Raw genomic sequence first — 22,081 nt, 5'->3', positions numbered from 1 at the left:
CGTTGTGAAGAGCATCATTCGAATCATGAGTTATTGAGATACACGTTTAAGCAGAGTGATCTGCGGTCGTACATAACGATTATGTGAAAGAGGAGTGTAATCATGTCATCCCTGGACCCTGTTTTGCTCAGCCGGATACTGACCGGTCTTACCCTGTTTGTGCACATCATCTTTGCCTCCATTGGTGTAGGCGTTCCCCTCATGATTGCCTTGGCCGAGTGGCGCGGATTGCGCACCAATGATATGCACTACACCTTGCTGGCACGCAGGTGGGCGCGAGGTTTTGTCATCACTGTTGCCGTGGGTGTCGTTACGGGCACCTCGATCGGATTGCAGCTTAGTCTGCTATGGCCCATGTTTATGCGGGTGGCGGGTCAGGCGATTGCCTTGCCACTATTTATGGAGACGTTTGCCTTTTTTATAGAGGCGATCTTTCTTGGAATTTACCTCTATACGTGGGATCGTTTCAAAAAGAAATATACGCATATGCTGCTGTTGATTCCGGTAGCTCTCGGCTCATCTGCATCTGCGATCTTCATTACAACGGTGAACTCCTTCATGAACCAGCCTCAGGGATTCACCCTGATTAATGGCATCATGAAGGACATTCATCCGATTGCTGCCATGTTGAATCCGGCAACCCCAACCAAAGTGTCCCATGTACTCGCCTCATCGTACACCTTGAGTGCTGGTGTCCTGGCGGGCATAGCCGCGTTCAGTCTGCTTCGGGGGCGGGACCATGTGTATTACAAAAAAGCACTTAAACTCACCACGGTGTCTGCCCTCGTCTTTGCGATCAGTACCGTCATGATCGGAGACTCCTCCGGTAAATTTCTGGCGAAATATCAGCCGGAGAAGCTGGCTGCCGCAGAATGGCATTTCAAGACGATGAAAGAGGCACCGCTCGTCTATGGGGGTATTTTGGATGAGAACAATGAGGTGAAATACGCGATTGAGATTCCGTATGCCCTTAGCATTTTGGCGGGTAATCGTCCAGATACGGAAGTGAAGGGTCTAGAAGAATTTCCGGCGGATCTGAGGCCACCATTGTCTATTCACTATATGTTCGACCTGAAAGTCACAACCGGAGTGATCATCCTGATGATTCCTGTGTTATATGTGCTGCGTCGATGGTTGCCAGGGCGTAAGCCATATCCCAAATGGCTGCTGCTTGGCATTGTCTTGCTGGGGCCTCTGGCCATGATAGCCATCGAGCTGGGGTGGATGTTCGCTGAAGTTGGCAGGCAGCCTTGGATCTTACGCGGGTATATGAAGGTGTCGGAAGCAGCTACGACGTCAACTTCGGTAGGATGGATGCTGGTGTTGTTCATCTTGCTGTATCTGATCCTTTGTTTCTCGTGCATTCGGGTACTCAGCAAGTTGTTCCGCAACAAGGAAGCAGAGAAGGAACTGGAGACGCTGGGGCTTGAAGGAGGGATCGTGCATTGAGTTTCGAAATTGCAGGCATCGCGATATTGTGGACGTTTTTGTTCGGTTACCTGATCGTTGCTTCGATTGATTTTGGTGCCGGGTTCTTCAGCTTTTACAGTATTTTGACCGGGCATGAGAACAAAATTCATAACATCATTCAGCGCTACCTGTCTCCCGTGTGGGAAGTGACGAATGTGTTCCTGATCTTTTTTGTGGTTGGACTGGTCGGATTTTATCCGGACAGCGCCTTTTATTACGGGACAGCTTTGCTGGTTCCGGGTTCCCTGGCTATTGTACTGCTTGCGATCCGGGGTGTGTATTACGCCTATAATACGTATGGCAATCATGGGAAGAACAGCCGGATCTATATGGCACTGTATGGAGCGACGGGGTTGCTGATTCCAGCGGTGTTCTCCACCATTTTGGCGATATCCGAAGGCGGGATCATTGAGCAGGTAGGCGATCAGGTGTTTTTTCGCTGGCGTGAATTTCTGACGAACCCCTATACCTGGTCGGTTGTATTGCTTGCACTGGTCAGTGTGCTCTATATCTCGGCGATGTTTCTGTCCTATTACGCCAAGCGGGCAGGGGATGAGCCGGCATATGAGGTGCTTCGAGAGTACGCGCTGCTCTGGAGCTTGCCCACTATTTTTGCGAGTTTTCTGGCATTTCTGCAGATTAACAAACAGAATCCCGCACACTTTGAGCAGATGGTTAATATTTCCTGGATGTTCATTGCTTCGTTTATTTGTTTTGTCATTGCCGTGTCGCTGGTATGGAAAAGTAAATATCTAGGCTGGTGCTTTATCGCTGTCATGCTTCAGTTTGCCTTTGCCTGGTATGGTTACGGGCGATCCCACCTTCCGTATATCCTGTATCCTTACATTAACATTTACGACAGCTTTACGAATCGTACGATGGGGATTGCGCTCATTACAGCTTTCAGTCTGGGGCTGCTTGTGCTCATTCCTTCGCTTGTGCTGATTATGAAGCTGTTCCTGTTTGATGCCAATTATGTACGCGGTAATTCTGGTAAAAAGAAAGGATGAGTCTGTCCATGCACCCATACATGTTCTTACTCATGACGCCCTTGCTGGATCCACTATCTACTGAGGGAGTCACGGGCATACCCGGTATAACCGGATTGAGCTTTTTTGAGACATTCACCATTATGTACGCCCCTCCACTGATCATTGCGGCTGCTATTGTCTTTCTGTTTGTATATCTGGCCGTATGTAAGAACCCACAGGATTGATTGGCTGGTACGTCCATTCCCGTTTGGGGTAATCTCTTGTTAAGAAATGAGGAAGGGAGGAGGGCCCTTTCATGCCGAAAATCCGTTATAACAATATCGATAATGTAAGTACGGACAAAACGCTGAAGGAATTCAAGCAATGGAGGGAGCAACGGCGGAGCAAAGTGAAGGACTACTCCTACACCGTGCCCAAACACCCGCCTGAACTGGATTATCTGCATGCCAACCGGGATGACACAAGTATTACCTGGATTGGTCACTCCACGTTTTTCATTCAATATTATGGATTGAACATCGTGACTGACCCGGTGTGGGCCGAAAAAATGGGATTTCAACGAAGGCTCGGTGCCCCCGGCATTCCGATTCAGGATATTCCACCTTTGGATGTGATTCTGATATCCCATTCCCACTATGATCATCTGCATCTGGCTTCCTTGCGTAAGCTGATTACAGCCAAGACGTTGCTCATCGTACCCGATGGTCTGAAGCGCAAGATGATTCGCAAAGGATTCCATCGATGCCAGGAGATGAAATGGTGGGATCATATGACACTTGGCGGAGTCAAAATAACCTTTGTCCCTGCACAGCACTGGACGCGCCGAACGTTGTTTGATACCAATACGTCCCATTGGGGCGGTTATGTATTGGAACCAATCCATCCGGCAACGACTTCAGCAGCGGAAAGTGCTGCAACAGCGAGCAGTCAGGATGAATCATCCACGGAATCAGGGAAGAACGAAACATCCAAAACATCAGGCGGTCCGCCTGTGTTGTATTTTGTGGGTGATACAGGTTACTTCCAGGGTTTCAAAACGATTGGAGAACGCTTTGACATTGGTGTTACCCTGATGCCCATCGGTGCCTACGATCCGGAATGGTTCATGACTTCTCAGCATGTGACACCCGAAGAAGCGTTGCAGGGGTTTGTTGAATCCGGTTCACAGCTCATGGTGCCAATGCATTACGGCACATTTAAGCTGGCGGATGATACGCCCAAGGAAGCACTGGATCGGCTGGAAGTTGAACGTGAACGGCTAGGCATTGGTAAAGAGCGGATTCAGGTACTTGGTCATGGCGAGACGCTCCGCATCCGGCATGAAAAGGTAAACAGGACTAACAAACGCAAGCCAAATATGTTAATGTAGGGATATGCCTGCATGAACAGTACATTTACCAAATCTTTAATAAGTAAAAAGCGGCCAATTTTCGAATTTGCCGCTTTTTTGTGTTATAATATGGTGCCAGAATAGGCATCGGGATATTGAATCCATGATTTACGCAACTTGCTATTCATGCAGTATGCAGATTAACCAATAAAGGATGGTATGCTTAATGATCAGTACAAGCGGCATCACGCTCCGCTACGGAAAACGTGCACTTTTTGAAGATGTAAATATCAAATTCACACCAGGAAACTGTTACGGCCTCATCGGCGCCAATGGAGCCGGTAAATCAACATTCTTGAAAATTTTGTCCGGTGAAATTGAATCAAACTCGGGAGAGGTGCACATCACCCCGGGCGAACGTATGGCCGTTTTGAAGCAAAACCACTTTGAATATGATGAGTATCCGGTTCTCGAAACGGTCATTATGGGTCATAGTCGTCTCTATGCCATTATGAAAGAAAAAGATACGCTGTATGCCAAAGCGGACTTCACTGAAGAAGACGGCCTGCGTGCAGGTGAGCTTGAAGGTGAATTTGCGGAGCTCAATGGCTGGGATGCTGAGCCAGATGCAGCGGCACTCCTGATCGGTCTGGGTATCGACCGTGACATGCACGATAAGAAAATGAATGAACTAAGTGGTAACGAAAAAGTTCGTGTCCTGCTTGCACAAGCATTGTTTGGTCGTCCAAACAACCTGTTGCTCGATGAGCCTACCAACCACTTGGATCTCGAATCCATTCAATGGCTTGAGAACTTCTTGATGGACTATGAAGGTACTGTTATTGTAGTATCCCATGACCGTCACTTCCTGAACAAAGTATGTACGCACATTGCGGATATCGACTTTGGTAAAATCCAGTTGTACGTAGGTAACTATGACTTCTGGTACGAATCCAGCCAATTGGCACTTGCGTTGCAGCGTGATGCCAACAAGAAAAAAGAAGAGAAGATTAAAGAGCTTCAAGCCTTTATTCAACGTTTCTCTGCGAACGCCTCGAAATCGAAACAGGCAACTTCCCGGAAGAAACAACTCGACAAAATCACGCTGGATGACCTTCGTCCATCGAACCGTAAATATCCGTTTATCAACTTCAAACCTGAGCGTGAAGCCGGTAAACAATTGTTGACCGTAGATCGCATCAGCAAATCCATTGATGGTGTAAAAATGCTGAATGATATCAGCTTTGTCGTGAACAAAGGGGATAAAATCGCATTTGTTGGTCCAAACGGGAATGCCAAGTCACTATTGTTTGATATTCTTATGGGTGAAACGGAATTGGACAGCGGCGAATACACTTGGGGCGTAACAACAACTCAAGCTTATTTCCCGAAAGACAATTCCAAATATTTTGACGGTGTAGACATGACTCTTGTGGATTGGCTTCGTCAATATTCCAAAGATCAGGATGAAACGTACCTGCGTGGATTCTTGGGACGTATGCTGTTCTCAGGTGAGGAATCCTTGAAAAAGGCAAGTGTACTCTCCGGGGGCGAGAAAGTTCGCTGTATGCTGGCGAAAATGATGCAGACGGGTGCTAACGCATTGATTCTGGATGAGCCTACGAACCACTTGGATCTCGAATCCATCACAGCGTTAAACAATGGTATGATTGATTTTGACGGCACAATGCTGTTCACATCCCATGACCACCAGTTCATTCAAACCATTGCTAACCGGATTATCGAAATTACGCCGAATGGCATCATTGATCGCCAAATGAGCTATGACGAATATCTGGAAAGTGATGAAATTAAAGAACTGCGCAATAAAATGTATCCGGTAGAAGCTTAAAATAAGCATCATTTACGGCACATTATGCATATAGGCACAAAAGAACCGCAAGCCTCTGTAAGAGGGCTTGCGGTTCTTTTTGTTAGTGTGCCCGGCATGGGCGATAACCTGGCAGCTCTAAGTCCTAAGATCCACCAGTACGGCGACGTTGGTTGTTAGGCTTTTTGTTGTTCTGACTCTTCATCGCTTTTGGTCCGCCTTCAAAGTAGGCGCTGGATTGGTTACCGGAATTTGCTTGTTCTTTCTTTTGCGCCAGCTTCTGGCGTATAGCGTCCTGCAAACTGACCTTTTTTGGTTCGTTATTTTCGCTCATCGTTATTTCCCTCCCGGTCTTACAATAAGCCGTCCAGATTGGACGGGATGTACCTATTTTATACGTTTTACAAAAGCCCCACAAGGGCAACCTGATAAAATACTCAAATTTACGGGTTTTACCCGGGCCAACATTTTTTCTCATCACCTACAGCAATGCCGTCTGGAAACTTTGTTTCAGCCTTCCTACAGCAATGTAGCTTGGCAACACTGTTTCTGTAGACCCACACGCTCCGCATTTGTTAACATGGAAAAACGGTAATACGAAACGTTAAAGGGGTGTCGCCCGGTTTGAACGCTTATGAAGAAATTCGAAAAGGGGAGCGAGGGGCTTGGGTTAGTATCGCAGCCTATCTCGTCTTGTCCGTCTTTAAGCTGATCTGTGGATATTTATTTGCTTCCAGTGCCTTGCTGGCAGATGGTTTTAATAACCTGACGGATATTGTGGCCTCCGTTGCTGTATTGATTGGACTTCGAATTTCACAGAAGCCTCCTGACTCCGATCATGCATACGGGCATTTCAGAGCGGAAACCGTAGCAGCTCTGGTGGCTTCATTTATTATGGCGATGGTAGGATTGCAAGTGATGGTTGAAGCGGTTCGTTCCTGGTATGAAGGAGCCTTCACTGCTCCTAATCTGTGGGCAGCAGCGGTTGCTGTGATCTGTGCTGTAGTTATGCTGGGTGTATACCGCTATAACTCCCGTCTCGCCAAACAAATAAACAGCCAGGCCTTGATGGCTGCGGCCAAAGATAATCGTTCGGATGCCTGGGTCAGCATAGGCGCTGCAGTTGGAATTATAGGTGCGCAGTTCGGACTTCCATGGCTGGATAAAGTAGCTGCGATTGCTGTAGGTCTGTTGATCTGCAAAACGGCTTGGGGGATTTTTCGGGATTCTACACATCGTCTTACCGATGGATTTGACCAGAAGGAACTAACGGATCTCAGATCTTCCGTAGCTCGGGTTCCCGGAGTAGAAATGATCAAGGATGTAAAAGCACGTGTGCATGGTAGTCATGTACTTGTGGATGTGGTGATTGAAGTGGACGGAGGCCTAAGCCTGGTTGAAGGCCATCAGATCTGTGACAGAGTGGAAGAGCGATTGAAGCGATCACATAACATCATGCATGTGCATGTACATGTGGAACCGAAGATGGATGAGGTTACGGGGAACACTTGAACAGAGAGTGAACATATGGGAACATCAAAAGAGGACAGCCGCGATTGTGCGTGCTGTCCTCTTTACTTATCGTTAGAACGATTATACGATATTATTGAATGGCAACGTGGATCCACGCTTTGCCTTTCCAAGTGTATACTTGAACCCATTCACCGCCGTCGAATCCATCTACTACTTCACCAGTGGTATCGATGACTTGGGAACCTAGTGCACCGATTGGTTTACCGTTAGGTGCATCATAGAACCAAGTGCGCTCGAGCAGGTTCAGCAACATCGTTGGTACCATTACTTCATCGCCTGGTTTTACCAGTGGCTCTTCAAACATTTTATCATCTGTAGTTGTAGTTGAAGTGCCTTCTGCGCCTGTAGTGTCTACTGTTGTACCTGTTACTGTCTCAGCAGTACCTTCCACAGTTTCTACAGCAGGTTTGTTCACTTCAACAGCTGGTGTTGTTGTCGTAGCTTCAGTACCTGTTTCCGGAGTCACCGTTCCGGTAACCGCTTCCTCAGCACCTGCAGCGGCAGCCATCGAACCCATCAACGTTAAAGCAGCAGCAAAACTTACGATTTTTTTCATTTTGTTTTCCTCCTCGATTTAGGTATGTAATTTGTTGTCCTGTGTTTAAAGTAACCAAGCAAGCTACCTTATGAATCACAAATTATAACAATATTTTCTTGGATCCTCCTGTGTCAACTGACGCATATGTGGGTATATAGCAGCCTGTAAATATCATACTTCAGTGGGATAAAACCGGGTTGGCTATCTCATAATGGTTCTGTTTTCTATGGATTCATGTGAGAATGTTTGGAATAAAGCAGAAGGGAGTGTAATAGATATATACGTATTATAGAAAAGTTGACCTATGCCTGAACGCACAAAAGCCAATCGGCTTGGTAGCACGATCGGCTTTTGTGATGTATTCGTTAGTAAACACTCAGTCAGTTCAGAGCCTGAGGTTATCGCATTCGGCTGCGTCCCGTAATCAGGGAAATTACGAACAGTACAACAAAGATGAAGAAGAGTACCTTGGCGATTGAAGCAGCTGCTTCAACAATACCGAAGAATCCAAAAATACCTGCTACCAGTGCAATAATTAGAAATAATACAGACCATTTCAACATAAGTATTCATCCTTTCGTATACTTGATTGTGGAGTGAGTTATGTTCACCTCACCGCCTTGTGTAGTCTAACTTTAACCTGGGGTCCTCACATTGAAACATGGTGTTTTTTTCAAATCACAGGCATAATATGAAGTGGCATGTTTTATTGTTTCGTCCGGGGAAAGCTCGGGTAACTATAGCAATAACAAACTGATGCACATGTGGAAAGAGAGGTTCTACTATGATCTATCAAATTAGCGTGGCCCTGATTGCAGTGGCATTTGCAGTACTGGTTTTCTTTTTGGTTCGCACCTTGAAATCTGCCCAGAGTTCACTGGACAATGTCTCTCAGACATTACAAGAGGTTCAGAAGACGATTGATGAACTTAGCTACGAAGTGAAGCAGACGGTAAGACATGCCAATGATATCACGGTGGATGTACAGCACAAAATGAAAAAAATTGATCCTGTTATGGAATCTGTTGAGAATCTGGGAGAAGTGTTGAATGAAGTGACGGCAGCAGCCAAACAAGTCTCCACAACGCTGATGGCGAAATTCCAGACCAAACGTAACAAACCTGAACAGACCAAGCATGCTGAATCGCTTCATGTAACTGCACCGCCTGCTACATCAACGGATCGTACCCTGCAATCCTATGAAGCTACATATAATGGTGAAGCTAAGGGCGGGAAAAACTGGATGAAGTATGTTGATGTTGCAGCGAATGTATGGCAACGGATGCGCAAGTAACATGACCGCTTTGTAACCCATGAAGAAGCCTTCAGAGCGGTGATGAACCTGATGAAAGGGTGAGAATCATGATGAAACTACTGCTTGTGATGTTTAGCGTAATTTCTCCCTTTTCCGTTCAACCGGCAGCGGTACCCGCTGCTCACGATATGCAATGGACGGCAATGGAAGAGAAGGCGTCAGAGGTAACTCTGGCTGTTGATCGATCCGAGACTTTCCAGCATTTTCGGACTCTGAATGGCATTTCTCTGGATGACACCATGGACGATTTGTTGGCCAAGAAGGGCCAGTCAGTATATAAACAGGAAGATCCTTATCTGGGGTGTCCTGAATATCACTTTCATGATGTGAAGGTTGGCTTGTGTGAAGATACGGATGTTATTCAATATGTGCATATCGATGCATCTGAGAATCACATCATGTTAAACGGAAAGAGAGTTGAGATGAATATTGAAGCGATCCATCATGCTCTCGGGAAACCTTATTATGTGGCAGAGGACGGAGAAGTGTTTCTCCGTGGAGACCAGGCGCTGAAGGTATATATGAAGTCAGGCTCTCAGCAGATTAAAGGCATTGACCTTTTTGATGACACAGTTTCCTAGGATTGGTTATTACCGAATCGTTTCAACCCTATATAGTATGGTTATATATTAAGTAGCTCGATACAGAAGATTAAATCAGAGGAGAGTGGAAACGATGAATTCAACCAATGAGCAAGCTTATGCAAAAGTGGTAGAAAACGGAGTCCAGGCGGTAGAAGCGGTGAAAGAATTGCAGATTACCGGATACCTTGCTGATCAAATCTTTGTTCTTGCCCATGAGAAGGATCGTACAGATCGGATTGCCGATACAGCAGATGCCAAAGAAATTGGCATAAAGGAAGAAGGCGTATTTGATTCCTTGGCGAATCTGTTCCGCTCACGTGGTGATGAACTCCGGGCCAAAATTGTTTCGATGGGCTTTACCGAAGCCGAAGCTGACTTCTACGAGAGTGAACTCGACAAGGGTAAAGTACTCGTTATTGCTAAAAAGAAAGATTAACCCGATATACGTTCAAGTTGAAGTTTGCTGAACATGGACAAGCTTTCATATAACTTCTTTAAAACACTTAATCAAAAACATAGATAAGGAATGGGGCTTTCCCCATTCCTTATCTATGTTTTTGCGAGTTTGGGAGCGGGATCAGGACGCTGCAAAAACAGGTTGGATTGCGGGGAGAATCCCCTGCAATGGTGCCATTTACTGATAGAGTTTTGTGGTTTTTACGATTATAGTTATACTAGGAATTATTATGTCTACTGCCGTTTTGTATGCGAAATTTGTATAATCAACGTTCGTTTTAACTTAATAAGAATCGACAAAACCGGACGCCACAGATAAGGAGATATCAATGAGAATACTTATTGTTGACGACAATCCGACGAATGTCATTATCATTCGAGAAATTCTGAAAAAAGAAAACTATCGTGACATTGTAACGGCGAGCTCCGCCATGGAAATGTTTGAAGTGTTAGGAATTGGAGAGGAAAGCAACGAACTTCGTCCAAGACCGTCGGATATTGACCTGATTTTGTTAGATATGATGATGCCCGAGATGGATGGCATCGAAGCCTGCAGTATTGTGCAGAAATTCGAAATTCTGAAGGATATCCCGATTATTATGGTGACAGCGATCGGCGACTCCAAGAAACTTGCCGAAGCCTTGGATGCAGGTGCATCAGACTATGTGACCAAACCGATTAATAAAGTCGAACTGATGGCCAGAATTCGACTCGCACTTCGTCTGAAACAGGAGAAGGATTGGCATAGAGAGCGTGATCAACGTATTCAGGATGAGCTCAAGTTGGCAGCGATGGTTCAGAATGCAGTATTAACGCCGACGATTCGGGACCCATTGTTTCAAGTGCATGCCATATATAAACCATCATTTGAACTTGCAGGTGATCTGTACTCATGGTATCGGCTGGGAGAAGGGCGCTATGGGGTATTGTTGCTTGATATGATGGGACACGGCATATCTTCTTCTTTATTTACGATGTTTATTGCATCGGTGCTCAAAGACACGGTGACTACTTATGTCGATCCAGAGAAAGTTATTCAGGAACTGAACCGTCGCTTTAACCAGCTTCATTTGGGCAAGCAATTGGTGCATTACTATTTCACGGCCATTTATATGGTTGTTGATACACGCATGAAGCGCATTGATTATGTGAATGCAGGACATCCACCTGCTCTATTTTTCCGAAATAATGGAAGTATGACCAAATTTGACAGTGTATGCGCTCCTGTCGGTTTGTTCGATAAAATGGACATTGAACCGCAAACGATCCATTACGAGGATGATGGACACATTGTGCTCTATACAGATGGATTGCTGGAAGCGGTCCAAGGCGAGCAGGAAGAACAGCTTGAATTTCTAACTGAAAGATTGTCTGGCTCACATCAGTGGAATGAGGCTGCTATGCAGAACTTATTTTTCAATGATAACATTCCGCAGGAACGGGATGATGATAAATGCCTGGTCTGGATTACTTTGGATAAAGGAGTGGGAGCTGAATGAAGATCAGGAATAAACTGCTGATTGGCTTTACCGCTTTAATGGCCATTTTGATCGTACTCACATTTGTGAGTTATGAACGGCTGAACAGCAGCAATCAACAGATTGACCAGATGTACCAGGAACGTTATATCAAAGTGAGGTTCACCTCTGCTGCGCGCGGGGAAGTCAATGACATTGCCAAAGTGTTGGCTAATTTGTTGTTAAATCCGAATAATTCCATTGGTACAGCAGACGGTGAACTGAAGGAGATAAAGAGTCGAGGCGAAGGTTATCTCGCTGAAGTGAGAAATCGAGCGGGCAGTGCGCCTGAACATCAGCTGGTGGATCGTGTAAATTCGGCATGGAATGCTTATACAGCCTCTGCTACGAGACAGATTAGCCTGATGTCCCAGAACCGGTTAGAAGATGCGAATAACTTCCGCAATTCAACAGGACTCGAAGTGCATAAAGAAGCCCTAGATAGTTTGAATGCTCTTTCCCGTTATCAGGATCAAGAGATTGATACGGAGATTAAGGACGCTAACGCAGCGTATACGAGAGCAGTGCAGATTATGGTAAGTATTATGATTGCCGGATTGTTGCTGGCGCTGGGTGTTATTCTGTGGGTGTTGCCAAGTATTACCCGAGGTCTGAATACCGTATCGATGATGATCACCAGTTTTGGCAAGGGCCGTTACCGGACCATCCGTCGTATTCAGATCAAGTCCACGGACGAAATTGGTCAGATTGCCAGTGTGTTAAAAGATGTATCCAGCGATCTGGAAGAAAAGCAGGAGATCGAGAGAGCCTATGCACAGGCCCAGCAGGATCAGAACTGGATGAGTTCCAATATCGCAAGAGTTCCGGAGCTGCTTCGGGGAATTGGGTCTATTCGCCAGATTTCGCAGATGTTTATCAGTGAGTTCACACCTGTGCTTGGAGCGCAGTTGGGCGTTGTATATTTGATTGATGAGGAGAAACATCCAGACGAACTGAGACGTTATGGAGCGTATGCTTTTGAAGAGAACGAAGACGTTGGTAAAGAAATGTACCGGATCGGCGAAGGGCTGATTGGTCAGGCTGCGCTGGATATGACCCCGATTATTCTGAAAAATACGCCAGATGATTACGTACAAATTGGTTCAGCTTCAGGCTCAACACGCGCAACGGGTATTATGATCTATCCTGTTGTGTTTGAAGATGAACTGATTGGTGTAGTTGAACTGGCTTCCTTTGAAGGGTTCAATGAACTGCACAAGCAGTTGTTCTCTATACTGATCATGAACCTGGGTGTTATCCTAAACAATGTTCGCCGTCGTTTACGTGTGGAGGAACTGCTTCGTGAATCCCAGGCAATGACAGAGGAACTGCAGGTTCAATCGGAGGAGCTGCAGACACAGCAAGAGGAACTCCATCGTTCCAATGAAAATTTGGAAGAGCAGAGAGATGCACTTAAACGTTCCGAAGAGTTGCTGCAGCGTCAGCAGGAAGAACTGGAGCATTTCAATACTGAATTGATTGCCAAGACGAGGGCGCTTGAAGAGCAGGTACGTGAAGTGGAAGAGAAGAATGATGAGATTGAGAAAACGAAGACTCGGTTGGAACAACAAGCTTTACAGCTGTCGATGACAAGCAAGTATAAGTCTGAGTTTTTAGCGAATATGTCACATGAACTTCGTACACCACTGAACAGTCTGCTGATTTTGTCACAGCTATTGTCGGAGAACAAAGATGGAAATCTAAGTGAAAAACAGCAAGAATACGCACAAACGATCTATATGTCGGGTGCAGATCTGTTGAAAATGATTGATGAGATTCTGGATCTGTCCAAGGTGGATGCCGGTAAGATGGATATCAATTATGAGACCGTTCGAATGGAAGAACTGACTGGTTTTGTTAAGCAAAACTTTGGTCCCATGGCGAATAAAAAAGAGCTAAACCTGAACATCGAGTTCGACAGTGACTTACCAGAATGGGTATATACCGACAGCCATCGCGTCAAACAGATTTTGCGAAATCTGTTGTCGAACGCGTTCAAGTTTACGAATCGTGGCTCTGTGAGTCTGATTGGACGGCGGATGAGACCAGAAGAAATGCCAGGATATATGAATACCAATCAGGAATATCTCGGATTCACAGTGAAAGACACCGGTATTGGCATTCCATCTGATAAAACGGATCTGATCTTCGAGGCGTTCCAGCAAGTGGATGGAACAACGAGTCGGAAATACGGCGGGACAGGACTTGGTCTGTCCATCAGCCGGGAACTGGCACGTCTGCTTGGGGGAGCCATACAGGTGGAATCATCTGAAGGTGTGGGTAGCAGCTTCACGTTGTACCTGCCGGATAATCATGATGAGGAAGCTCTGGCGAAGGAAGAAGCTTCAAGAGAAGCAGCCGTATCCTCAGAGGAACGCTATGAACAGCCTATAGAAACAAGAAAGATGCGTTCAAGTCATCAATCAATTCTTTCTCCTGATCCGAATCAGAGCCATGTGAGGGACATGTCTCGCACACATTCTCCAGAAGTAACTCAATTCGAAGATGATCTGGAGAATCTGATGGAAGGTGACAAAATTCTTCTTATCATTGAGGATGATGTGAATTTTGCACATATTCTGATGGATATGGCGAGAGGCAGAGGTTTCAAGGCACTTGTTGCTCTTCAAGGTGACAAAGGGCTTGAAATGGCACGTCAATATCTGCCGGATGCGATTATCCTTGATATCCAATTGCCTGTTTTGGACGGCTGGACTATTCTGGGAGAGTTGAAGAGTAGTGCAGTAACACGCCATATCCCGGTACATGTAATTTCGGTTATTGATGACATGAAGCAAGGATTGATGATGGGAGCCATTGCGTACTTGAAGAAACCTTCCAGCAAGGATTCACTGGACCAAGCGTTCTCGCATATTGAGTCGTATACTGAGAATCAGCTGAAACAACTGTTGATTGTTGAGGATAATGAGATTCAGCGTAAAGCGATTATTGAATTGATTGGTCATGATGATGTAGCGATTACGGCCGTATCCACAGGCAGTGAAGCAGTGAATGAATTACACAGCAAGCGCTATGACTGCATGGTACTGGATCTGATGTTAACGGATATGACCGGTTTTGAGTTGCTCGACCAGATTCGGGATGATGAATATCTGAATGATCTGCCAATTATAATCTATACTGGAAAAGAACTGGATTCCAAGGAAGAAATGAAGCTGCGCAAGTATGCCGAATCGATCATTATCAAGGATGTGAAGTCTCCAGAGCGATTACTGGATGAAACTACATTGTTCCTGCATCGGGTAGAAGCCAATCTGCCGGAAGACAAACGCCGAATTTTGCAAAAGCTGCATAACAAGGAAACATTGTTTGAAGGCAAGAAGATTTTATTGGTGGATGACGATATTCGTAATGTATTTGCCCTTTCAAGTGTTCTGGAGGGCTACCGTATGGATGTTACATTTGCCGAGAATGGCCGTGAGGCACTGGAGATTCTGGATAAGAATCCGGAATTCGATCTGGTATTAATGGATATGATGATGCCTGAGATGGATGGTTATGAAGCGATGACCCGAATTAGACAAATACCGAAATTCGAAAAATTGCCGATTATTGCCCTTACAGCCAAGGCAATGAAAGAAGATCGCGGGAAATGTATCGAAGCCGGAGCATCGGATTATGTGAAAAAACCGATCCAGACAGATCAATTGTTATCGTTAATGCGCGTATGGTTGTATTCATAAGTTCAGTATTCACAAGCTCATTCTTTGGGTAATGAATGATAATACAACGAATACGCAAGTAACAATTGAAGAAGTGGAGAGAAGTTATGATACCGTGGGAACCTGCCGATACGGGGGCAGATTTGGTCCGTATGCCGCAAGATGAAGAACGCGAGTTGATCGAGATTGAGTTGCTGTTGGAAGGCATGCACCGTTTATATGGATATGATTTTAGAAACTATGCACTGCCATCCTTGAAACGGAGAATCTGGCATTATGCACATGCCGAAGGTGTTAAGAGCATATCCGGCTTGCAGGAGCGAGTCCTTCATGATCGTTCCGCGTTTGACCGTTTTGTACAGAACTTATCCATCCCTGTAACGGAAATGTTTCGAGATCCTTCGCTTTTCCGAATGTTTCGGGAACAGATTATTCCTATCCTGAGAACTTACCCGTATATCCGAATATGGCATGCGGGATGCTCTACGGGGGAGGAAGTTTATTCCATGGCCATCATGTTGCATGAGGAGGGGCTGTATGACAAGGCGAGAATCTACGCAACAGATATGAATGATCGCTCCTTGCAGCAGGCCAAAGAAGGCGTCTACGGTATTGAGAAAATGCAACTGTTTACTACAAACTATTTGGAGGCAGGGGGTACTAAAGCCTTCTCCGAGTACTATACAGCAAAATATAATTCGGTGATATTTCATCCTTTTCTCAGGAAGAACATCATCTTCGCCGAGCATAATTTGGCAACAGATCGGTCGTTTAACGAGTTCAATGTTATCTTTTGCCGCAACGTCATGATTTATTTCAATGATGACTTGCGTAACCATGTACATGGGCTATTTCATGAGAGTCTGAGTCATTTCGGCATACTTGTTCTGGGTTCTAAAGAATCGATACATTTCACAGAGTTCAGCGATTCCTATGAGCCGTTAGACCGGACCGAAAAAATATACCGGAAGATCAAATAGGGGGTTAAGCATCGCCATGGGGCTCAATGAACCAATTCACATATTATTGGTAGATGACCGCCCTGAGAACTTGCTTGCTCTCGAAGCAGTTCTGGAATCAGAACAATATAAACTCGTCAAGGCAACATCCGGAGAAGAGGCGCTCCGTTGTCTGTTGAAAGACGAATTTGCGGTTATCGTACTTGATGTGCAGATGCCTGGACTGGACGGAATTGAGACAGCAAAGTTAATTAAGGCACGGGACAAGTCCAAAGATGTTCCGATTATATTTATTTCTGCCAACAGCAGAGAGGCGGAGCATTTGTTTGCGGGGTATTCGGCCGGGGCTATTGATTATATGGTCAAACCCTTTATTCCTCAGATTCTAAAATCCAAAATTGAGGGCTTTGTGGAGATGTATATCATCAATAAACGATTGAAAACTCAGACCATGCTGCTTCATCAGAAGACGCAGGAACTGGAGAAGATGAATCAACAGCTTATTCAGGCCAAAGAAGAGGCAGAGATTGCAGCCAATGCAAAGACCGAATTTTTGGCGATGATGAGTCATGAAATACGTACACCGATGAATGGAGTTATCGGTATGGTGGATCTGCTCATGGAGACGGAACTAAAAGAAGATCAGAAGGAATATGTGGGTATTGTTCGTCGCAGTGCGGATGCACTTGTTACAGTAATTAACGACATTCTTGATTTCACCAAGATGGAATCGGGCAAAATGGAACTTGAAGAGTATCCTTTTGAACTGGTCTCCTGTATTCGGGAAGTGCTGGAGTTGTTTGCCGCCGAAGCAGGAAAAAAAAATCTGGAACTGGATTATTTCCTGGAGGATTCTGTCCCTGAATTGATATATGGAGATATGACTAGGCTTCGCCAGGTTCTCTTGAATCTCATTGCGAATGCCATCAAGTTCACCGATCAAGGCGGGGTATATCTGATCGTGTCCATCAATGAGGAAAAAAGCGGATATATGTCACTGGAATTTGCAGTTAAGGACACCGGAATAGGTATTGCCTCAGATAAAGTAGATCGGCTGTTCCAGCCGTTCTCCCAACTGGATACCTCTATGACGCGTAAGTACGGTGGAACTGGCTTAGGACTGGCTATATGCAAGACGCTGGTTGAAATGATGGGCGGGCGGATCTACCTGGACACATCAGAGCAACGGGGCGCAACGTTTGTATTTACAATTCAGGCGAAACGTTATGTAGAAACTGAACTGGTCCAGAGGAACGGGGAAGAGAAGTCAACGGATGTGAAGAATGAGAACAAATATCCGACGGTATTAATTGTGGATGATCATCCTATTAACCAGAAGCTGCTGGCGATAATGCTCAGTAAGCTTGGCATGCTCTCGGATATCGCAGAAGATGGGCAAATTGCATTAGATAGGGTACTGAATAACCGTTATCCTTATGACTTTGTGTTCATGGACCTGCAGATGCCTGTGATGGATGGTCTGGAGTGTGCACGGAGGATACGAGAGAGTCTGCCCGAGCCAAATCAGCCGATCATTATCGCGATGACTGCTAACGTCATGGAAGACATTCAGCAACGTTGTAATGCCGCAGGCATGGACGATTATATTAGTAAACCCGTGAAGATGGGCAGTGTGAAGCAGACATTAGCCCATTTCCAACAACAGCAGCACCCCATGTTGGATTCAAGTCCATCTGTCATGAACCATGCAAATTGAAGCATTTGCCAAGCTTCTTTTTGTTTCATAGGTGCTAAAGTTGGGTTATTAGGTAAGGAAACCAATGATCAGGAGAGAGATGTCTAATGAATACAAATAGAAATGAAAAATTCAATGCAAGAACTGAAACAGATAATGGTGTATGCACGGTGTATCTGACGGGCGAACTGGATCTGTCGGTCGCTCCTGACTTTCGTTTGGTGATGGAGCCGCTCGTGGATAACAAGGAACAGGATCTTGTCATCAACATGAAAGAACTGAAGTATATCGATAGCACAGGGATCGGTATCCTGTTATCTGTACTGAAGGCAAGACATGGAATGGAGGCACGCTTTGAAGTACAGGAAGTTCCTGCGCAAATCCAGAAACTTTTTGATATGACAGGCATAGCTAAATTTTTTGTCACACAGAAGAATTCCCAATAGGAAAGGATCGAAAAAGGAATGAATGCAGAAGTTCAAAGAGTTACCCTTAATTTACCGGCGACAGCTGATTACGTTGATATTGTAAGACTTAATCTTTATGGAGTTGCATCAAAAATGGGATTCTCTTATGAAGATATTGAGGATATGAAAGTGGCTGTATCCGAGGCATGTAACAATTCTGTACTGTATGCCTACTCACACGAAGGCGGGATGGTTGAAGTTGTATTTGATGTGGACGGCGAAACATTGTCCATTACTGTCAAGGACGAAGGTGCCAGCTTTGAAAACATGAATTCTGTTTCACGGGTCGGTCTTCACGACAAAGAATTGACAGAAGCACAAATTGGCGGACTTGGGTTTTACCTGATGCAAGCTTTGATGGACGATGTCAGTGTGGAAAGTGAGGCGGGCAAAGGTACGAAAGTAGTACTCGTAAAACGTCTTGCAAGAAGTGAGGAGAAAGTATGAATGAAAAAGTGACTCCCCCAGAGTCCATGTCTGAAGCTATAGGTTTGATCTGGGAATACCAGCAGACCCAAGATAACGAAATTGCAACAGTTCTTATCCGTAAATATGAACCGATGGTCAAGATGGCAGCAGGCAAAATTGCCCGGAATCGTCCCGATCTATATGAGGATTTATATCAGACTGGACAGATGGCGTTAATTCGTTTGCTCAAACAATATGATATTAACCTGGGTGTTCCATTTGAGCCTTATGCCATGAAGAGTATGATCGGTCATATGAAGAACTATTTGCGGGACAAGTCCTGGTATATCCAGGTGCCCCGGAGGATCAAGGAAAAGGGAGCACTTGTCCAGCATGCTATTGATGAGCTAACCGTGAAGCTGGAGCGCTCACCTGGCGTAAACGAAATTGCTGAATACCTTGATTTGACTGCAGAAGAGACAATTGAAGTTCTGGCTGGTCGGGAATGTTACCACTATGTATCACTGGATTCTCCTTTATCTCAGGATGATAGTGCAGCAACATTGGGAGAACTGATCAGTGCAGATGTGAATGACTATGATTCGGTCGAAAAACGGATGGACTTGCAACAGGCATTGGGACAATTGAAGGAACAAGAGCAGCAGGTACTTATTCTAGCATTCCAGGATGGCCAATCTCAGCGGGCAATTGCCCAGAAGCTTGGTGTTTCACAGATGAGTGTATCTCGGATTCAGAAGCGAGCTACAGAGAAATTGAAACAGATCATGTCGAATGCTTCAATGTTATGAAAAATGGAACCCTAATGTTGTTGAGTACGGCATAAAAAAGGACACGTCATTGCGCTGAAATGCATACGTGTCCTTTTTGGGATCAAAAAAGACGGATATGCAATGAACGAACAAAGTGCAGGAGTGGATAAAGTGATTGTGAACCAAATCAAGTTGGAAGCTCGGCGTGACAAGTTAGCTTGCTCGGACCATTGGCAATGGTGGGATTGGGTTGCACCTGACACCGATAGCATGAACGATGCTTTGGAGGAGCTGATAGAGCCATTTCCGGATATGCAGTATTGGCTTCATAAAATTCCAGAATCTGAATCGAATTATTTGTCGGTCCGTTTCGTGAATGGAAAAGAACCAGTCATATTTGGTTCATTGTTGTATGCGATCAAGAATGAGAGAGATGACCAACGTCAAGATAATCAGATGTTTTTTTATGTCGATCGCAATAACCTGGTTACCTTGAATATGGATGACAATACACGATGTATTATGAAGACGGATGAACGTGCCCATATGTTACAGCAATGTAGCGAGGCCCGGGACGGGATGTTTGTACTTTTTCGAGCTATACTGCATTACTACCATGTGGGAATGGATCATTTTGAGATGAACCTGCGTGATCTGGAACGCAAGATGGAATCTCGCAATGCTCGCACCTTGATGGACCAGATTCTTGCCGCTCGATTTGAATTATTGTATTGGAGTAATCTGTTCATCCCTTACTCGGAACTGATGGCCGCTTCACATGAGGCTTATCTTGATGAAATAAATAAAAATCGATACTTTCAGCAGCTCCAACATCGAGTAGAGCGAATGGAACGTTTGTTTAGTCACTACGAGAAAGAGATTGATACATTAATCTCCATTGATAATGCGATCTCCGGTGTACGTGGCAATGAGATCATGAAGACGCTAACCATTGTTACCGCTGTGTTCATACCTGCCACGGCAGCTGGCGCGATATGGGGGATGAACTTCGAGAATCTGCCCTTTATCGATAAATCTTGGGGAGTTGTACTGGTCCTTGGTCTGATTATTATAAGCATGATCAGCATGTATGTATGGCTGATGATGAAAGGGTGGACAGGGGATCTGCTGAAAGTGAAATCCTCACAGTCTTCTGTGTCTGTTAAAGGTAAACAGAGCAGAGGAGCGACAGAAAAACAAGAGACTTGATCCGCTCTGCTGATCCATTTTAATTTTTATAATCTTGAATATAGCCAAGTAAATCAGCGATATATTGGCCTATAATTGGCATGTTGACGAATTGACTCAGAATGAATGCCAAGAGACCCAGGACAACAAATGTCCCTACGGTCAGGCCCAGACCTCTTGCCATACCCGCGGTGAAGTTGGTAATAATCCGTTTTTTGGGATTGCTATAATTCTCAATAATATCCTTAATCTGTGCTCTCTCCAGACTGTCTGCAATCTGATCCAGACGAGTATTCAGCCGTTTTACCTCATGACGTAATTCAAAAGGATGCTCGCTTGTATCATACTGCTGCGTCGGTGTCTCCCCTGCAATCGGAGTATTTCCGTTGATTGTAACTTTACTCATCTTTTCTTCCTCCATTCGCATTGGATCAAAAATAGCCAGCTGGGATGCAGCTGGCTATTGGTTAACTCGATCTATATCGCCTTACAGGCTAGTCGAGTTCAGTTCTTTACGTGTATCTTCCTTCGCTTCTACGGAAGCGGCAGCCACTTCTTCGGATGCACGGGATGCTTCGTTAGCCACATCCGAAGACGCTTTTCTTACAGAGTCCATCACATCATTGCGCCCTTGATTTACTGTTTTTGCAATGTCGGAAGTTTTGGAAGAGACCGTTTTAGCCAGTTCAGAGGCTTTGTCACCTACAACAGTTGCCACTTCTTTGGTACGGTCAGTAACCATGCCCACTTTCTCGGAAAGATCTCCACGCAATTCACGTCCCGGTTTAGGCGCAAAGAGTAGTGCTGCTGCAGCTCCCAGCAAACCCCCGATGAAAATACCTTTTGCGAAAGTCGAACCCGTCTGTATAGGATATTGCTCTTCTGCTTTGTTCATGTCTAATCACTCCTTCTTCAATTTAAGAAACAAATACGAAACAACGAACACCGTGTTGCCCGAATCAGGCAGCCTGTCTTAGCAGTCTGGACACAAGCCCCAGCAAGAAAACAAAGAGCGCTGTACCAATGATGGCAGGGACGACAGCAAAGTTACCGATAACAGGTCCCCAGTTACCAAGCAAAAGTGCTCCTAGCCAGGCTCCGGCAAATCCGGCAATCATTGCACCAATCACGCCTCCAGGCATGTTATGGCCGGCAAGTGCATCTCCGATCAAACCGATGATAATTGCCATCACAATGCTGATAATGATGCCCCACATAACAACCGCCTCCTTTAACTTGATGTAGGATGTTGTCTGTTCGCGTTTGCTTACTTCGTATATAAACACCATGCATGACAATGAAACAATAAAGATGAGGATCTGAGAACTGGAAATTGAAGGGATA

The 22,081-nt window shown here is 45.2% G+C and carries 23 protein-coding genes; 17 read left to right on the top strand and 6 right to left on the bottom strand.

Annotation, left to right across the window (positions count from 1 at the left end; all coding sequences use genetic code 11):
• Positions 1-102: 102 nt before the first annotated feature.
• From J7E78_RS27415 to J7E78_RS27395, 5 genes are all read left to right on the top strand, one after another.
• On the top strand, positions 103-1,449 hold the full coding sequence (locus J7E78_RS27415; RefSeq protein ID WP_215079820.1) for a cytochrome ubiquinol oxidase subunit I: 1,347 nt from the start codon (positions 103-105) through the stop codon (positions 1,447-1,449).
• The gene (locus tag J7E78_RS27410; protein ID WP_215079818.1) at positions 1,446-2,480 is read left to right on the top strand and encodes a cytochrome d ubiquinol oxidase subunit II; all 1,035 of its coding nucleotides are present in this window, start codon (positions 1,446-1,448) and stop codon (positions 2,478-2,480) included. Before J7E78_RS27415 ends, J7E78_RS27410 begins: the two co-directional genes overlap by 4 nt.
• A gap of 8 nt (positions 2,481-2,488) precedes the next feature.
• Positions 2,489-2,686, top strand: a complete 198-nt coding sequence (gene cydS, locus J7E78_RS27405) for a cytochrome bd oxidase small subunit CydS family protein (protein ID WP_215079834.1) — start codon at positions 2,489-2,491, stop codon at positions 2,684-2,686.
• Between the two features lie 71 nt (positions 2,687-2,757).
• On the top strand, positions 2,758-3,831 hold the full coding sequence (locus J7E78_RS27400) for an MBL fold metallo-hydrolase (RefSeq protein ID WP_215079815.1): 1,074 nt from the start codon (positions 2,758-2,760) through the stop codon (positions 3,829-3,831).
• 187 nt (positions 3,832-4,018) lie between these two features.
• Positions 4,019-5,644 carry an ABC-F family ATP-binding cassette domain-containing protein gene (locus tag J7E78_RS27395; protein WP_091038559.1) on the top strand — a complete coding sequence of 542 codons (1,626 nt, stop codon included), beginning with the start codon at positions 4,019-4,021 and terminating at the stop codon, positions 5,642-5,644.
• 124 nt (positions 5,645-5,768) lie between these two features.
• Here the strand turns inward: J7E78_RS27395 and J7E78_RS27390 are convergent, their stop codons facing one another.
• Positions 5,769-5,957, bottom strand: coding sequence for a hypothetical protein (locus J7E78_RS27390; protein ID WP_017692261.1), 189 nt, complete (start codon positions 5,955-5,957; stop codon positions 5,769-5,771).
• A gap of 290 nt (positions 5,958-6,247) precedes the next feature.
• On the opposite strand from J7E78_RS27390, the gene J7E78_RS27385 reads away from it, so the two are divergent.
• Complete coding sequence (locus J7E78_RS27385; protein ID WP_215079813.1) at positions 6,248-7,135, top strand: cation diffusion facilitator family transporter; 888 nt, start codon at positions 6,248-6,250, stop codon at positions 7,133-7,135.
• Positions 7,136-7,226: 91 nt separating this feature from the next.
• Here J7E78_RS27385 and J7E78_RS27380 read toward each other — a convergent pair whose 3' ends face one another.
• Together J7E78_RS27380 and J7E78_RS27375 are read right to left on the bottom strand one after the other, a co-directional pair.
• Complete coding sequence (locus J7E78_RS27380; RefSeq protein WP_215079810.1) at positions 7,227-7,712, bottom strand: hypothetical protein; 486 nt, start codon at positions 7,710-7,712, stop codon at positions 7,227-7,229.
• 380 nt (positions 7,713-8,092) lie between these two features.
• On the bottom strand, positions 8,093-8,257 hold the full coding sequence (locus J7E78_RS27375; RefSeq protein ID WP_017692264.1) for a DUF1328 domain-containing protein: 165 nt from the start codon (positions 8,255-8,257) through the stop codon (positions 8,093-8,095).
• 221 nt (positions 8,258-8,478) lie between these two features.
• Here J7E78_RS27375 and J7E78_RS27370 point away from each other — a divergent pair, with 221 nt between their 5' ends.
• The 11 genes from J7E78_RS27370 (at position 8,479) to J7E78_RS27320 (ending at position 20,758) form a co-directional block, all read left to right on the top strand.
• Positions 8,479-8,988: a DUF948 domain-containing protein gene (locus tag J7E78_RS27370; RefSeq protein ID WP_215079808.1), complete on the top strand. Its 510-nt coding sequence runs from the start codon at positions 8,479-8,481 to the stop codon at positions 8,986-8,988.
• 68 nt (positions 8,989-9,056) lie between these two features.
• Positions 9,057-9,590, top strand: a complete 534-nt coding sequence (locus tag J7E78_RS27365; RefSeq protein WP_215079806.1) for a hypothetical protein — start codon at positions 9,057-9,059, stop codon at positions 9,588-9,590.
• Positions 9,591-9,684: 94 nt separating this feature from the next.
• Complete coding sequence (locus J7E78_RS27360; protein ID WP_017692267.1) at positions 9,685-10,029, top strand: YflT domain-containing protein; 345 nt, start codon at positions 9,685-9,687, stop codon at positions 10,027-10,029.
• A gap of 349 nt (positions 10,030-10,378) precedes the next feature.
• Positions 10,379-11,548 carry a PP2C family protein-serine/threonine phosphatase gene (locus J7E78_RS27355; RefSeq protein ID WP_215079804.1) on the top strand — a complete coding sequence of 390 codons (1,170 nt, stop codon included), beginning with the start codon at positions 10,379-10,381 and terminating at the stop codon, positions 11,546-11,548.
• Positions 11,545-15,270 carry a response regulator gene (locus J7E78_RS27350; protein WP_215079802.1) on the top strand — a complete coding sequence of 1,242 codons (3,726 nt, stop codon included), beginning with the start codon at positions 11,545-11,547 and terminating at the stop codon, positions 15,268-15,270. Before J7E78_RS27355 ends, J7E78_RS27350 begins: the two co-directional genes overlap by 4 nt.
• Before the next feature lie 86 nt (positions 15,271-15,356).
• The gene (locus J7E78_RS27345) at positions 15,357-16,229 is read left to right on the top strand and encodes a CheR family methyltransferase (protein WP_215079800.1); all 873 of its coding nucleotides are present in this window, start codon (positions 15,357-15,359) and stop codon (positions 16,227-16,229) included.
• 16 nt (positions 16,230-16,245) lie between these two features.
• Positions 16,246-17,925, top strand: a complete 1,680-nt coding sequence (locus J7E78_RS27340; RefSeq protein WP_215079798.1) for a response regulator — start codon at positions 16,246-16,248, stop codon at positions 17,923-17,925.
• Between the two features lie 86 nt (positions 17,926-18,011).
• On the top strand, positions 18,012-18,350 hold the full coding sequence (locus J7E78_RS27335) for an STAS domain-containing protein (RefSeq protein WP_215079796.1): 339 nt from the start codon (positions 18,012-18,014) through the stop codon (positions 18,348-18,350).
• 18 nt (positions 18,351-18,368) lie between these two features.
• Positions 18,369-18,818 (top strand): anti-sigma B factor RsbW, encoded by a 450-nt coding sequence (rsbW, locus tag J7E78_RS27330; protein ID WP_215079793.1) that lies wholly within the window; start codon positions 18,369-18,371, stop codon positions 18,816-18,818.
• Entirely contained in the window at positions 18,815-19,588 is a 774-nt protein-coding gene (locus J7E78_RS27325; RefSeq protein WP_215079791.1) for a sigma-70 family RNA polymerase sigma factor, read from the top strand. The genes rsbW and J7E78_RS27325 overlap by 4 nt, the downstream gene beginning before the upstream one ends.
• Before the next feature lie 102 nt (positions 19,589-19,690).
• Entirely contained in the window at positions 19,691-20,758 is a 1,068-nt protein-coding gene (locus J7E78_RS27320; protein ID WP_251035297.1) for a magnesium transporter CorA family protein, read from the top strand.
• A 19-nt stretch (positions 20,759-20,777) separates the two neighbouring features.
• On the opposite strand, the gene J7E78_RS27315 is transcribed toward J7E78_RS27320, so the two are convergent.
• The 3 genes from J7E78_RS27315 to J7E78_RS27305 all read right to left on the bottom strand — a co-directional run bounded on the left by J7E78_RS27315 (position 20,778) and on the right by J7E78_RS27305 (position 21,954).
• Positions 20,778-21,143, bottom strand: a complete 366-nt coding sequence (locus J7E78_RS27315; protein WP_215079789.1) for a DUF5665 domain-containing protein — start codon at positions 21,141-21,143, stop codon at positions 20,778-20,780.
• 81 nt (positions 21,144-21,224) lie between these two features.
• Positions 21,225-21,632, bottom strand: coding sequence for a YtxH domain-containing protein (locus J7E78_RS27310; RefSeq protein WP_215079787.1), 408 nt, complete (start codon positions 21,630-21,632; stop codon positions 21,225-21,227).
• A gap of 64 nt (positions 21,633-21,696) precedes the next feature.
• Complete coding sequence (locus J7E78_RS27305; protein WP_215079785.1) at positions 21,697-21,954, bottom strand: GlsB/YeaQ/YmgE family stress response membrane protein; 258 nt, start codon at positions 21,952-21,954, stop codon at positions 21,697-21,699.
• Positions 21,955-22,081 lie beyond the last annotated feature (127 nt).

Origin of the sequence: Paenibacillus polymyxa (genome assembly GCF_018614975.1) — a bacterium.
GTDB classification, from domain to species: domain Bacteria; phylum Bacillota; class Bacilli; order Paenibacillales; family Paenibacillaceae; genus Paenibacillus; species Paenibacillus polymyxa_E.
This window is presented reverse-complemented; position numbering and strand designations above follow the sequence as displayed.

Coding starts and splice junctions, on each gene's coding strand:
- J7E78_RS27415 (WP_215079820.1), top strand. CDS start 103: ATGTCATCCCTGGACCCTGTTTTGCTCAGCCGGATACTGACCGGTCTT.
- cydS (WP_215079834.1), top strand. CDS start 2,489: ATGCACCCATACATGTTCTTACTCATGACGCCCTTGCTGGATCCACTA.
- J7E78_RS27400 (WP_215079815.1), top strand. CDS start 2,758: ATGCCGAAAATCCGTTATAACAATATCGATAATGTAAGTACGGACAAA.
- J7E78_RS27395 (WP_091038559.1), top strand. CDS start 4,019: ATGATCAGTACAAGCGGCATCACGCTCCGCTACGGAAAACGTGCACTT.
- J7E78_RS27390 (WP_017692261.1), bottom strand. CDS start 5,957: ATGAGCGAAAATAACGAACCAAAAAAGGTCAGTTTGCAGGACGCTATA.
- J7E78_RS27380 (WP_215079810.1), bottom strand. CDS start 7,712: ATGAAAAAAATCGTAAGTTTTGCTGCTGCTTTAACGTTGATGGGTTCG.
- J7E78_RS27375 (WP_017692264.1), bottom strand. CDS start 8,257: ATGTTGAAATGGTCTGTATTATTTCTAATTATTGCACTGGTAGCAGGT.
- J7E78_RS27370 (WP_215079808.1), top strand. CDS start 8,479: ATGATCTATCAAATTAGCGTGGCCCTGATTGCAGTGGCATTTGCAGTA.
- J7E78_RS27365 (WP_215079806.1), top strand. CDS start 9,057: ATGATGAAACTACTGCTTGTGATGTTTAGCGTAATTTCTCCCTTTTCC.
- J7E78_RS27360 (WP_017692267.1), top strand. CDS start 9,685: ATGAATTCAACCAATGAGCAAGCTTATGCAAAAGTGGTAGAAAACGGA.
- J7E78_RS27355 (WP_215079804.1), top strand. CDS start 10,379: ATGAGAATACTTATTGTTGACGACAATCCGACGAATGTCATTATCATT.
- J7E78_RS27350 (WP_215079802.1), top strand. CDS start 11,545: ATGAAGATCAGGAATAAACTGCTGATTGGCTTTACCGCTTTAATGGCC.
- J7E78_RS27345 (WP_215079800.1), top strand. CDS start 15,357: ATGATACCGTGGGAACCTGCCGATACGGGGGCAGATTTGGTCCGTATG.
- J7E78_RS27340 (WP_215079798.1), top strand. CDS start 16,246: ATGGGGCTCAATGAACCAATTCACATATTATTGGTAGATGACCGCCCT.
- J7E78_RS27335 (WP_215079796.1), top strand. CDS start 18,012: ATGAATACAAATAGAAATGAAAAATTCAATGCAAGAACTGAAACAGAT.
- rsbW (WP_215079793.1), top strand. CDS start 18,369: ATGAATGCAGAAGTTCAAAGAGTTACCCTTAATTTACCGGCGACAGCT.
- J7E78_RS27325 (WP_215079791.1), top strand. CDS start 18,815: ATGAATGAAAAAGTGACTCCCCCAGAGTCCATGTCTGAAGCTATAGGT.
- J7E78_RS27320 (WP_251035297.1), top strand. CDS start 19,691: ATGAACGAACAAAGTGCAGGAGTGGATAAAGTGATTGTGAACCAAATC.
- J7E78_RS27315 (WP_215079789.1), bottom strand. CDS start 21,143: ATGAGTAAAGTTACAATCAACGGAAATACTCCGATTGCAGGGGAGACA.
- J7E78_RS27310 (WP_215079787.1), bottom strand. CDS start 21,632: ATGAACAAAGCAGAAGAGCAATATCCTATACAGACGGGTTCGACTTTC.
- J7E78_RS27305 (WP_215079785.1), bottom strand. CDS start 21,954: ATGTGGGGCATCATTATCAGCATTGTGATGGCAATTATCATCGGTTTG.